The organism is Acinetobacter sp. YH12097 (assembly GCF_013419225.1).
In the GTDB taxonomy this organism is placed as follows: domain Bacteria; phylum Pseudomonadota; class Gammaproteobacteria; order Pseudomonadales; family Moraxellaceae; genus Acinetobacter; species Acinetobacter amyesii.
Window position 1 is genome coordinate 131,501 of sequence record NZ_VPAN01000002.1, and the last position, 13,047, is coordinate 144,547.

The 13,047-nt window shown below is 39.1% G+C and carries 12 protein-coding genes, 1 tRNA gene and 1 pseudogene; 8 read left to right on the forward strand and 6 right to left on the reverse strand.

The window, feature by feature from the left end; genetic code table 11:
* Positions 1-97 precede the first annotated feature (97 nt).
* A complete protein-coding gene (locus FTU37_RS02150) occupies positions 98-1,024 on the forward strand; it encodes a DUF808 domain-containing protein (protein WP_180007458.1) in 927 nt (308 codons plus the stop codon).
* A gap of 46 nt (positions 1,025-1,070) precedes the next feature.
* Complete coding sequence (locus FTU37_RS02155; protein ID WP_180007459.1) at positions 1,071-1,976, forward strand: neutral zinc metallopeptidase; 906 nt, start codon at positions 1,071-1,073, stop codon at positions 1,974-1,976.
* A gap of 57 nt (positions 1,977-2,033) precedes the next feature.
* Here the strand turns inward: FTU37_RS02155 and FTU37_RS02160 are convergent, their stop codons facing one another.
* Entirely contained in the window at positions 2,034-2,591 is a 558-nt protein-coding gene (locus FTU37_RS02160) for a hypothetical protein (RefSeq protein ID WP_180026473.1), read from the reverse strand.
* Positions 2,592-2,810: 219 nt separating this feature from the next.
* On the opposite strand from FTU37_RS02160, the gene FTU37_RS02165 reads away from it, so the two are divergent.
* Together FTU37_RS02165 and FTU37_RS16650 are read left to right on the forward strand one after the other, a co-directional pair.
* Complete coding sequence (locus FTU37_RS02165; protein ID WP_180007461.1) at positions 2,811-4,310, forward strand: sodium:proton antiporter; 1,500 nt, start codon at positions 2,811-2,813, stop codon at positions 4,308-4,310.
* Between the two features lie 122 nt (positions 4,311-4,432).
* A pseudogene (locus FTU37_RS16650) lies at positions 4,433-4,865 on the forward strand (transposase); the annotation flags it as partial.
* A 59-nt stretch (positions 4,866-4,924) separates the two neighbouring features.
* Here FTU37_RS16650 and FTU37_RS02175 read toward each other — a convergent pair.
* The gene (locus FTU37_RS02175; protein WP_180026472.1) at positions 4,925-5,065 is read right to left on the reverse strand and encodes a hypothetical protein; all 141 of its coding nucleotides are present in this window, start codon (positions 5,063-5,065) and stop codon (positions 4,925-4,927) included.
* A gap of 132 nt (positions 5,066-5,197) precedes the next feature.
* Between FTU37_RS02175 and FTU37_RS02180 the strand changes: the two genes are divergently transcribed.
* A complete protein-coding gene (locus FTU37_RS02180; protein ID WP_180123709.1) occupies positions 5,198-5,515 on the forward strand; it encodes an MGMT family protein in 318 nt (105 codons plus the stop codon).
* 110 nt (positions 5,516-5,625) lie between these two features.
* Here FTU37_RS02180 and FTU37_RS02185 read toward each other — a convergent pair whose 3' ends face one another.
* Both FTU37_RS02185 and FTU37_RS02190 read right to left on the reverse strand, forming a co-directional pair.
* Positions 5,626-6,066, reverse strand: coding sequence for a universal stress protein (locus tag FTU37_RS02185; protein ID WP_078189919.1), 441 nt, complete (start codon positions 6,064-6,066; stop codon positions 5,626-5,628).
* A gap of 294 nt (positions 6,067-6,360) precedes the next feature.
* Positions 6,361-6,777, reverse strand: coding sequence for a hypothetical protein (locus tag FTU37_RS02190; protein WP_218954629.1), 417 nt, complete (start codon positions 6,775-6,777; stop codon positions 6,361-6,363).
* A 167-nt stretch (positions 6,778-6,944) separates the two neighbouring features.
* Here FTU37_RS02190 and FTU37_RS02195 point away from each other — a divergent pair.
* Positions 6,945-7,021 (forward strand) — tRNA-Met (locus tag FTU37_RS02195).
* A 265-nt stretch (positions 7,022-7,286) separates the two neighbouring features.
* Here the strand turns inward: FTU37_RS02195 and FTU37_RS02200 are convergent.
* The gene (locus FTU37_RS02200) at positions 7,287-8,912 is read right to left on the reverse strand and encodes an NAD+ synthase (protein WP_180123710.1); all 1,626 of its coding nucleotides are present in this window, start codon (positions 8,910-8,912) and stop codon (positions 7,287-7,289) included.
* A gap of 375 nt (positions 8,913-9,287) precedes the next feature.
* Positions 9,288-9,800 carry a hypothetical protein gene (locus FTU37_RS02205; RefSeq protein WP_180123711.1) on the reverse strand — a complete coding sequence of 171 codons (513 nt, stop codon included), beginning with the start codon at positions 9,798-9,800 and terminating at the stop codon, positions 9,288-9,290.
* Between the two features lie 30 nt (positions 9,801-9,830).
* Here FTU37_RS02205 and FTU37_RS02210 point away from each other — a divergent pair, with 30 nt between their 5' ends.
* Together FTU37_RS02210 and FTU37_RS02215 are read left to right on the forward strand one after the other, a co-directional pair.
* Entirely contained in the window at positions 9,831-11,468 is a 1,638-nt protein-coding gene (locus FTU37_RS02210; protein WP_373686260.1) for an AAA family ATPase, read from the forward strand.
* The gene (locus FTU37_RS02215; protein ID WP_180123712.1) at positions 11,456-12,892 is read left to right on the forward strand and encodes a VWA domain-containing protein; all 1,437 of its coding nucleotides are present in this window, start codon (positions 11,456-11,458) and stop codon (positions 12,890-12,892) included. Before FTU37_RS02210 ends, FTU37_RS02215 begins: the two co-directional genes overlap by 13 nt.
* The last annotated feature ends 155 nt before the right edge of the window (positions 12,893-13,047 follow it).

The window sequence follows — 13,047 nt, forward strand, 5'->3', positions numbered from 1 at the left end:
AAAATGGGTGAATATTTTGTTAATTATTAAAAAACTAAATACAATTTTAGCGGTAAATAGAATTAGAATATTAAAAAATGCCTAAAGGATAAAAATAATGGCGAGTAGCTTATTAATCTTACTGGATGATATTGCAACTGTGCTGGATGACGTTGCTGTCATGAGTAAGATGGCAGCCAAAAAAACAGCGGGTGTCCTTGGAGATGATTTAGCACTGAATGCGCAACAAGTCAGTGGTGTACGTTCGGATCGTGAACTTCCAGTTGTTTGGTCTGTGGCCAAGGGTTCTTTTGTTAATAAATTAATTTTAGTTCCGGCTGCTTTATTGATCAGTGTGGTTGCACCTTGGCTGATTACACCGCTTTTGATGATTGGTGGTTTGTTTTTGTGCTATGAGGGTGTGGAAAAAGTCCTGCATAGTTTGCATCATAAAAAAGCCAAAACAGAAGAAGTTGCTCGTGAAGAGATGACCCATATTGAAACGGATTTGGTGACTTTTGAAAAAGAAAAAGTCAAAGGTGCCATCCGGACCGATTTTATTTTATCTGCTGAAATTGTGGTGATTTCATTGGGTACGGTTGCAACTGCGGCATTTGGGACTAAGGTCATGGTGCTTTCGGTGATTGCAATTATAATGACCGTTGGTGTTTATGGTTTTGTCGCGATGATTGTCAAAATTGATGACTTAGGACTTTATCTCACGCAACAAGCATCACAATTTAAAAAGACCGTTGGACAAGGTTTGTTAGCATTTGCACCTAAGTTGATGAAGACATTAACCATTGTAGGTACGATTGCCATGTTTTTAGTGGGTGGTGGCATCATTACCCATGGTGTGCCTCTGCTACACCATTTTATTGAAGGCTCTGTGGATTATGCAGAACATATTCCTACAGTTGGCAGTATTGTGGGTGCATTAACACCGACTTTAATCAATTTAGTGACAGGTTTTATTGCAGGTTTAATCGTGCTGTGCGTCGTGTCTTTAGTTCAAAAAGTATGGCCAAAGTCGCAAAAGGATTAATCTGTAAACGCACGGATATCAACTATTTTATATAAGGAAGATCACTATGCGCTGGAAAGGTCGAAGAGTTAGTTCAAACGTAGAAGACCGTCGCGGTGGTGGCGGTGCAAAAGCGGGTGGTATCAGTATTCTCGGTTTGGTTGTAGCATTTGTTGCGTGGAAGTTTTTTGGTGTAGATCCGCAGCAAGCTTATCAGGCGACTAAACAAGTGACTTCACAGGGTCAAACGGCTGAAGTCAAAGGTTTGGATAATCCAACACCTGAACAACAAGAAGCGATGGATTTTGTTGGAACGGTTTTGGCCGATACGGAAGATACATGGACTAAAGTCTTCCAAGAACAGTTAAATGCCCAGTATAAAGCGCCTAAATTGGTCATGTTTAATGGTGTGGTCAACTCGGGTTGTGGTACAGCACAAGCTGCAATGGGGCCGTTTTATTGCCCAGCAGATCAGAAGGTCTATATTGATACTGCATTCTTTAAAGATATGCGTACGCAAATGGGCATCACGGGTGAACAAAATCAAACTGAATTGAGTCGTCAAGATCAGGCGGGTGATTTTGCGCAAGCCTATGTGGTTGCCCATGAAGTTGGACATCATATCCAAACGATTTTAGGTATTTCTGAGCAAGTTCAGCAGGCGCGTGCGCAAGCGTCTAAAGCTGAAGGTAATCGTTATTCGGTCATGCAAGAACTACAAGCAGACTGCTTTGCGGGTATTTGGGCGCATCATAATCAACAGCGTACCCAATTTTTAGAGCAGGGTGATGTAGAAGAAGCGATGGACGCTGCACATAAGATTGGTGATGACTATTTACAGAAAAGTGCAACTGGGCAAGTGGTCCCAGATAGCTTCACGCACGGCACCAGTGAACAACGTATGAAATGGTTCCAGACAGGGTTGAAATCAGGCAATATCAATAGCTGTGATACCTTTAACCAAGCCATTTAAAACAAAAAAAGGAGGATGCAAACATCCTCTTTTTTTCATTGAAAAATAGATTGAAACTTATTTATTAAGAAATGATTTAAAGTTTCGAACAATACGATAGCTGACATACAATGCGGCAAATGCGAATAAAGCCACGCCAAAAACAGTATATTTAAGGCCTGAAATATCGTTTTGATAGAACTGTTTTAATTGGGCATCGCTATAGCGTAATTGTTGTTTTTGTCCAGTGCGGCTATTGGTGAAACTCACATTTTGGATATATTGAAATTGTCCGATTTTCAGTAAATCGAGGTGTTGAATTTGTCGGGTGTGTTGCTGATTAAATTCATCGAGACAAATATCTTGTGCATAGTTTTCACAATTCAGTTTGGCAAGATAACCATTATTCGCCAGCATGATAAAAATCGCACGATCGGGTGATTCATTATTGGAGACCAAAACCAATTGTTCTTTGGGTGTTGAATCCAGTGAAACCTTTTTTGCCTGACTAAAATAGTGCTCAGCACGTAAAATTTCCTGTGTCTTGCTAAAACAAGTCAGGATCAGCGCTGCAGTAATGATAAAGATCACAGCAGCAAAAAAGAGTCGAAAAATAGTTTTAATGGTCTGATGCATAGGAGAAATAAATTAGAGGATAAAAATGCATAAAATCGATGCAGGCTTGCTATGTTAAATGATCTTGATAAAAGATGTGAAAAAAACTGAATTTATACACGGTATTTAGATAAAATTCGTTAAAATATTTTATTTTTAAATACCAAATAATTTAGTATTTATTTTTAAAATACCTATATCTCACTCTGTAGGCGACACAGCACCAAAATTGGGAACGAAATGGGAAATTATTTTTTTCTACAGGTTTTTACCGTTATTTTTGCACTTTCGATTGCAACCACCATTTTTAATAAACGTATCTTGGCTTTTCCACAAGCCATAGGTGTTCCCATTGTTTCTGCAATTTTTGTCTTTATTTTGCAATGGGGTGCGAGTTTACTCAATGGCAATCAATTTGTGACGATTAATTTGCACAATATTGAAGAGGCAGTTCGTCATATCGACTTTTATGACTTTTTAATTAATGGCGTGATTTGTTTTATTTTGACCTCTTCAGCCTTGAAATTTAAAGTTTCAGATTTACGTTTACATTGGAAGCCGATCAGTATTTTGGCCAGTATTGCCTTGGTGCTTTGTGCGGTGTTTTTTGGTGTTGCTTTATATGGTTATCAGTTCTTAATTGGTCATCATGTTGATTTATTGGTGTTGTTATTATTAGGCGCTGCTTTAGGTGCGACTGACCCAATTGGGGTTAAAGGTGTATTAAGTTCTGTACGTGCCCCACATCATTTGATGGTGAAATTAGAAGGCGAATCGCTCTTTAATGATGCCATGTGTATTGCTGTGTTTATGACTTTACTCAATGTTTTGCAAGGTGAACATTTTACCGTCATTGGTACGCTTGAAACACTGTTATATGAAATTGTTGTTGCAGTCATTATTGGTTGGGCATTTGGTTTAGGGATTTTACGTTTACTCCGCGGTAAACATGAAATGGAGTCCTTGATTTTAACCACAGCATTATTGGCAAGTGGTTCATATCTAGTCGCTTTATTCGCACATGCATCTGCACCAATTGCATGTGTTATTGGTGGTCTGATCGTTGGGAATAAATGGAAAGAAATCCTCCAAGACCGAGAAATCAGGGAAGTGAACCATTTCTGGCATACCGTGGAAGGAATCATTAATTCCTTCTTATTTACCCTGATCGGTCTCGAGTTATTTATCTTAGATTTAAGTATCAGCTTAATTTTAGGCGGTATGGTGGCGTTTATCATTTTGCATGCATCGCGCTTTGCAGCAAACTATTTATCTTTTGCATTCTTCCCAAGTTTCCGCAAAAAAAGTTACAACGGTAGCCTTGCCATCTTATCGTGGGGTGGGGTTCGTGGCGGTATTTCATTGGCCTTAATCCTTGCTGTTGCCAATATTCCTGAACTCAGTGAATACAGCAGTATTTTGATTGGATATACATTTATTGCAGTCTTAATGTCGGGCCTCGTGTGTGGCCTAGGTTTACCCGCTGTGATGAATGCTTTTTATTACAACCCGAATGAAGAAACCAAAGGTTTCAAAGGTTGGTATCAAAGAATGTGCCATAAAATGAATAAAAAGGGTTTCCAATATATCGTGGGCGAAGATATACATGGTAATGAAACCATCACGGTATATAACCCAGAAGCATTAATAGATACCAAAGCGGATGATGGTGTTGCTGCTGTACATAATCCAGAGAAAGTGCAAGAAGTTCGTCGATTAGAAAATCCCGAAAACTTCTAAATTGCTTTGTTCGATTTAAAAAAAGGAAATGCTTGAGCATTTCCTTTTTTTATTTCTAGCTGTGTTCCATCATGAAACAGCAAAATGTGGGAAATTATGACTGGTCATTCAGCAGGAGATAAAAACATATTGATATTGCGATTAGCTATCAAAAAAGTTCTGATGGACTACATCTACTTGTTGACTCTATAGGTTTGAAGTTATTAGCTGAAGGTGAATCGAAACCTAATAAACATCAGTCTGAAGGTCGACGACAATGGCGTAAACTTCGTATTGGTATAGATGCTGAAAACATTGCAAACATGGACAATTCAGCTCATGACAACAATGTCAGCAGTTCATAAGTACTAGAAAACTTACTTGCATAAATTTCACCTAGTGAGCCAATGAATTCTAGCTATACCGATGGCGCATATGACACAAAATGCTGTAGGCATATCATTTCAGATTTATAAGCACTCTAGTCATTCCTCAAAGAAAAAATGCGAAACCATGAAAAGACAAAAAACTGTGGCTTTGGGAAGAAATGAATTCTTAAAGACAGTCCGACGTGTAAGGTGTGCCGTCATGAAGCTTTTAGTCACATCATGATAAAGTTTATTTGAAGTTCTGCTTTAAATGACGCTGTCTTTTTGCATAAGAAATACGATATCTCGCCATGTTTTTAATTGCATAAATGCGCTCTCTACCAAGGGGCGATATTTATACAAATGGTTGTCATAGCCCAAATGTGTCGATAAAGTTGAATTACTCACTTTGAAAAATACCGATGTGACTTTACAAGATCTAATCGATCACAACCAATTACTGTACTAATCTGTCAAAATTAAGTATTAATCAAAGAGAACCTTCGGGTTCTCTTTTTTATGCGGCTCAAAGGAGATCAGATGAAGCAGAGTGATGAATTGGCAACGCAAATTTTGTCGGTCATTCAATTGATACCGCAGGCGAAGATTGCCACTTACGGACAAATTGCCAAATTAGCGGGTTTACCGAAACATGCACGACTGGTTGGCTATGTACTAAAGCATCTAGATACAACATCAACGATCCCATGGCATCGGGTGGTGAATGCTCAGGGAAAAATCAGCACGCAGCGTTGTAATGAAAAAGGTGAAAATATCCAGCAATTGAAGCTGGCAGCCGAAAATGTCTTTGTGGTGAATGGACGCATCTCATTGAAACAATATCAATGGTTAGCTTAAAAAATCCTTGCCTTAAACATAGAATTTTATTTTTATTATTGATGATGCAGTCAATAAAAAAGCCCTCTAGGATCAGAAGGCTTTTTATTTCACGCTATAAATCTAATGGCTTATTTGCGCACAACCAAAACAGGAATGTCTGAAGCACCCAGCACGCTTTGAGCTACGCTGCCCAAGAAGAATTTTTTGATCCCTGTACGGCCATGTGAACCGATGATAATCAAGTCCGCATGTGTTTCTTCAGCAGCTTTAACCAGTTCTGTATGCACCACTTGACCTTCAAGTAAGCGAGTTTCAACAGTGACACCTTCAGTTGAAAATTTCGCTTTTGCTTCTTCAAGTGTATTTAAAATCGATGCACGAGCACGTTCAATTAAATCATTGGTTTGCGCTGCTGAAATATACTCTGCAGCAATATATGGATCGAGTGTCAGTACTTGAACCACAGTAATTTTACTGCCAAAAGTTTTTGCAAACTCGACAGCTTTAGCCACCGCAGCATAAGAAGTTTCTGAACCGTCCACTGGAACTAAAATATTATTTAAAGCCATCTTATTTCTCCTTATCTGATCAATTGAATTTGGATGGAAAAACCTGAAAAAAAGCGCTACTTACATTGATCATAGTTTCATCATACGCTTTTTTATTTGGGAATAAAACCAAGTAAATTCATAAGGATATTGTGAAATTCGCAATAAAAATATTGCAAAAATATGGACTTGTTTTCAACACGCTTAGCGATAGCAAAAATGCTCAATAATGTAAGCAGCTATGTCTAGATTGTAAGACAATTTGGTGCAGAAAAAATTGAGCTTTGATAATTTCATTTAACAGCGGACATGGTTTTAATCACACTGTTTCTCTTGCTCTGTCAGGGTAATATGCAACGCTTGTTGCTCAAGCAAGCTTAATTTATGCAAAGTATCTTCAGGAAAGATCTGTTTCTGTAGGCGTTGAATCTGTCGAGCTGATAAATACTGATTGGCACAATACATTGCAGCTTCATTGGCGCGAGCAACACTGACTAATTTCTCCTGATCATTGAAGTCGAGTCGAATGATTGGTTGCTGTGCTCGGCTAAGTTGAGCCATGCTGCGCTTTTGTTGCATGCTCAATAAAGGCTGTTTATTAATCCAAGTCGCCACATCACGTCGTACACCATTATAGTCAACAAAAATTGGGGAGACGATTTGGCAGCCCGTCAGTGTCATAACGGTTAGGCTAAGGGTCAGACAGATTTTTTTTATCGAATTGAATTGCATGATAAAACTCTAATTTTTAATCAAAAAATATAGTAATTAGGGCTAAAAATAGCATGATTTGCTTAAATAGTAACATCTTGAACTTTGCTTGTTTAAACTCTGAACAATTGCAAACAAAAATGCTTGACGATAATGTATGAAATCTAGATAATGCCACCACAGTTTACGGCTATGTAGCTCAGTTGGTTAGAGCACCGCACTCATAATGCGGGGGTCACAAGTTCAAGTCTCGTCATAGCCACCATTTTTATAGACCAAGCTCTCAGCTTGGTCTCTTTTTTTGTGCCTAGAAAAAGTCAAATAAATTGAAATAATTACAGCACTAATAAAATGATCTATTCACGATGTCTATGTAGAAATAAAAGAGAACTCAAATCTTTAATATTTGAATTGATAGCTTAACTTTTAATAGGAACATCTCAGTTATTGTGTACTTTTACTGCTGCGTATTTTGCGCCTATAAAAAAGCCCAGTTCTATAACTGGGCTTTTTTGATTTGAATCAAGTAATTAGATACCCGGTTTCCAACCATTCACGATCGGATAGCGACGTTCACGGCTAAATGTACGTGAGCTGATACGTGGACCGATCGCGCCTTGGCGACGTTTGTATTCGTTTAGATCAACCAAACGGATCACTTTTTTCACAACTTCAGCATCAAAACCTTTGGTAATGATGTCATCTTGGCTCATGTCTTCTTCGATATACGCATACAAGATGGCATCCAATACTTCGTATTCAGGTAGAGAGTCTTGGTCTTTCTGATCTGGACGAAGTTCCGCAGAAGGTGGACGAGTAATTACACGTTCAGGGATCACTGGTGTTTCTGAAATGCTGTTACGGTATTTTGCTAGTTCAAATACAATCGTTTTATAAACGTCTTTAAGAACCGCAAAGCCACCGACCATGTCACCGTACAATGTGCAGTAGCCAACAGATAATTCAGACTTGTTACCTGTAGAAAGGACTAAATTGCCGAACTTGTTCGATAAGGCCATTAACAATGTACCGCGAGAACGCGCTTGTAAGTTTTCTTCAGTCGCATCAGTCGGTGCATCGCCAAAGAAAGGGAACAAGGTTTGCATGAAGCCATTCACAATCGGGTTGATTTCGGCAATACCAAAAGTTACGCCCATATTTTTGGCTTGTTCAGCCGCATCTTCAACACTGATTTGTGCAGTATAAGTATATGGCATCATGACCGCTTGAACTTTATCGGCACCAATTGCATCGGCAGCAATCGCTAAAGTTAATGCTGAGTCAATACCACCAGATAGACCTAAAATCACACCTGGGAAGCCCGAGCGTTGTACGTAGTCACGTGTTGCGATCACAAGGCTTTGGTAGATTTCAGCCATGGTATTTAATACAGGGGTGATTGCACCTGTTTTAAAGGCTTTTTGTTCAGCATCGTATTCTGCGATATATAGATCTTCAACAAAACTCGGTGCTTGCAATGCAACTTCACCTGAATTGTTCATCACAAAGCTTGTGCCATCAAAGACAAGGTCGTCTTGACCGCCGACTTGGTTGCAGTAAACCAAATTGATGTTCAATTGTTTGGTCAATGCAGCCATGGTTTCAATGCGATGCTGTGGTTTACCAACTTCATAAGGTGAAGCATTCAACACCAAAGCGGTTTCAACATTTAACTGAGCAAGCTGTTGAACAGTTGGTAAAGCCCAAACATCTTCGCAAATCAATACACCAAACTTATGACCTAAATATTCAAAGACTAGGTGTTGATGACCTTCACTGAAATAACGTTTTTCATCAAAAACGCTATAGTTTGGAAGATTTTGTTTATTGTAAATCCCGAGAACTTGACCATTTTTCATGACAGCAGCAGAGTTATAGCGCTGACCATCTTCAGTTTGATTCACAAAACCAAAGACTAAAACGATGTCCTTAATGCTCGCTAATTGTTCAAAAGCTTGCTGTGTACGTTTATTTAAACTTGGACGTAATAATAAATCTTCAGCAGGATAACCAACTGTAGAAAGTTCCGGAAAAACAATAATATCTGCGTTCTGTTCTTTTGCAACATTGGCTTGTTGAAGCATTTTTGCTGCGTTTGATTCTAGGTTACCAATATGCGGAGAGAACTGAGCAAGTGCAATTTTAAAACTATTCATTCCAACTAAATCCTATTCCTATAGGTGAATACACTTAACACACTGATTTGTATTATTGTGATTATTCAGCGAGTGTATTTAGATACGAAAAATACTGCCGAAAGGCGAAAACAAAACACCATCATCGTATGATAATTCACTTGTTTTGATGCAAAGCAAAAAAATAAGGTGAGCCTATTTTATCTGAATTTAAGCGAGATACTAGAGGTATTCATAGCTTTTAAAAGCCTAGCTGAGCTTATGTGCCATAAAGTAAATATTAATGCTGTTTTTTTGTACTCAAAATAGCGCCAATGGTCGAGCAATAGTGTGAAATAGAATGATCAGGCGATATTCAATTTTATCTAAAAATATTCGCTACAGAGCATGGAAGCTTTATAGCTCAATTTGATGAACAAGTTCTGGATATAAAATAATATTTTTAATTCGCTTTAAATAGATGTCACGTGCAATGTCACCTTGTTGCTCAATGTTGTAGTCAAAAAATGCCTTGTGTGCTTTGAGGGTATAGCGGTATGGATTATATTTTTTAAAACTAAAGAAATACGCCATCTGTAAAACAGCACCCCGACCCAAAACATTGATCTGCTGCTGGTATTGATAAACATGGGCCATCTCATGAATAAACAGGGCACGATATCCTAAAGACGCTTTGGCATAGTCCGCTTTAAACAGTAAATTTCGTGCATGAATATACCCCTGCGGCGCCATGACCACATGTGCCGATTGCCAAGGCAAAAAAGGGTGATTCATCACTTTCACTTGCTCATATTGAATCAAATCACCAAACACACTGCGACACATGGATATTTCACCTGCCGTGAGGGATCGATATTTAAAACCTTCAAGTTTTAATAGTCGAATGAGTGTGTGAAAAAAGGGCAACATGATGAAAGGTGTCTAAATCTCTAAAGGGATGTGCAGTTTAACTATAACCTGAAAAAAAGATATCGCACTGTTGCGCTGTATTTAAAAAGCGATATTTTTGCATCTGCTACAGCGAAAAATCGGTTAGGGCGTTACAATTTAGTTTTCGGTCAAACAGATAGTCAGATGCAAGCACGGATCAATACTTTAATTTCTGAAATCAGCAAAAATATGTATGAACGTGAGCAGATTATTGCTTTGAGTTTGTTGGCTGGTGTTGCGGGCATGAATACCTTTTTATATGGTTTGCCCGGTACAGCAAAAAGTTTGATTTCGCGTCGAATCGCCTCGGCTTTTGAAGTCCATGACTACTTTGAATATTTGATGAATCGTTTCAGTACGCCGGAAGAAATTTTTGGACCGGTATCAATTAAAGCCTTAAAAGAAGATCAATATATTCGTAAAACAGAACATTATTTACCACGGGCAGATTTTGCATTTTTAGATGAAATTTGGAAAGCCAGCCCTGCGATTTTAAATACTTTACTGACCTTGGTGAATGAGCGGAGTTTTAAAAATGGTGACATTGTCCAAAAAGTTCCATTGAATGTTTTGGTCAGTGCATCGAATGAAATTCCCGAACCAAATCAAGGTCTAGATGCCTTGTATGATCGTTTTATTTTGCGCTTAGAAGTGCCGCCGATTGCTGTTGCAGAAAACTTTCATGCACTATTACAGGCCAAGCCGAGTCAAGTCAGTGTTGAAGTCGATGCGACCTTAAAAATAAAAAAAGCCGAGTTGCAAGATTGGCGGGAACAGATATATCAGGTGGAATTACCCGCTTCGATTTTAAATCTGTTTGATCAACTTAAAACTCGACTCAACCATAACTTTGAAGATCACGTGGTCTATGTCTCTGACCGTCGTTGGCAACGTGTGGCTTATTTAGTCAAAGCCTGTGCATTTTTAAATGATCGTCCATCAGTGATTTTGAGTGATCTATTAATTTTAAAACATTGCTTATGGAATCAGCCTGAAGACATTGCTTTTGTTTCGCAGCAGATAGATGACGTATTGGCTGAAAATGGCTTAAATTATGGGTTGCAGTTCGAACAGCATGTGGCAGAGAAGGATGCACTTGAACAGCGGGTGCTCAATCATTTTTATTATACCGATGATGTCTATGAGAGTTATTTAATTCATGGCACTGATTACTTGCGTGCAGTGACCAATCTAGATCGACACTATAAAGATAAAGTGTTGTATCTCGAACTGGATAAAATGGATACGAAAAAGGACTTCTTTGCCTTAGATGATACCGGTGAAGAAGTGCGTGGCATCGTATGTAATTTTAATGGTTCAAGAGTGTGTACGTTAAAAGGTGGCTATTACGGCTTAGAAGAAGTGGTGACGCCGTATATAAAACATACCAAAGGTAGTCCACGCAGCTCTCTTTCAGCACAAAGCCAATATGAGCTGTTACACGAAGTTCAACAGCTCAAAGCACAGTTTCAAACAGAATTGGAACTGTTAACGGAACGATTTAACAGTCAAAAACATCAGTTTAAATCGGTCTTTGTCACTGAACAGGATATTGAACATTTGATTCAATCTATTGAGCAGCAATTGGCACGATATCAGTTGCAGTTGCAAGATTGTGAGCGTCTGGAACAGTTATGTCGCAATTAAAACCGACAAGACACCAAACCCAATCGGCACTCGATGAATTAAGTTCGCAGCTTTATGATGAATTAAAACAATCCAGCTTAAAACATTGGTTGGATGATCATAAAGTGGCAAAAAAGCTCGATCAAAAAATTCAGGAATGGGCCTTTCAGGCAAAATCGAGTTTAGATCAGCAGCATCCCTATGCAGTGGTGCAGCAGCAATTGGAACATTGGCTTGCGTTAAAGCATTGGGAGCAGGGTGATTTTGTTCAATTCCACACTGAATATGCCGCCTTTATGCAAACCTTGGGGATTCCAGAATTCACTGAAATGTGGCAACAGAGCCAACAGTCGTTGCTGACCGAGCAGCAGCGTCAATTACAAATAGAGCTATTCAAAGGCAAATGGCAGCGCAAATTGACCGAAGCCATTGCACATTGGGAGTTTGAACAGCTCCGTTTACAACGAGATGCCTTTTTAGATGAAATCAAAGATTTTCTTGCGACATTGTCGAAAATGGTCAAGTACCATGACAGCGTCGGGTTTGAAACCGGGATTTTTCTAGACTATTCCAAAGGGCAATTGACTGAACACGATGTACAAAACTTTGAGCAATGGGCCAATTATCTCGAGCAAGATCGGGCGCTTAAACGTCTATGTCAAATGATCGGAAGTGCACAGCCGAATATGCCTCGTAAGCGAATTTCTGCTCAGTTAGAACAAGAGCCACAGCAGCTCATCCACACCCCAATGGCGCAAGAGGAAATTACTGGAATTAAATTGGCACAAGAAATCAGTATGGCTTTACCTAGCGAGTTGGCGCTATTAGCCGATCCAGACTTGCAGGTTTTATTTGATTTGAAATATTTAGAATCTAACCTGATGAGTTTTAATCGACAAGGTCAGCAACAGGGACGGGTGATCGAAGACCCACGCCATACACAGCGTCGAGTCGGACAAAAAGGCCCGATGATTGTCTGCTTAGATACCAGTGGCTCAATGAATGGGCAACCCGAACTGATTTCCAAAGCGATTTGTTTGTATTTATCTATTCGAGCGCTAAAAGAAAAGCGAGCGATGTATTTGGTTAATTTCTCGACCAATTTAACCGCGCTGAATTTACACTGTAACAGCGCTTTGGATGATGTCATTCACTTTTTAGGGCAGTCATTTCATGGGGGAACAGATATTATCCCTGCGATGAATCATGCCGTGGACATGCTGAAACAACCGAATTTTGTACATGCCGATGTGGTAGTGATTTCCGACTTTATTATGGGTCAACTGACTGAAGAACTCATGCAAGAGATCACACATTTTAAGCAGCAGGGCAATGGATTCTATGCTGTGGCTATCGGTAATTTTAAACTGGATCATTTAGACGACAGCCTGTTTGATCATCAATGGGTCTATCAATCTGCGACTGGCGAAGTGCAAAAAATCTAATAATCGTCCCTCACAAAAAATACGCCATGACCTTTAATGACAAGCTTTTGAGCCATACAGCATGGATGTTTTAAAGATTGTCTGACAAAGAAAATATTTGAGCATTTTTGCAAATCTAGAGGTCGGTTTTACTAATGGCCTAGTGATCTATCTCA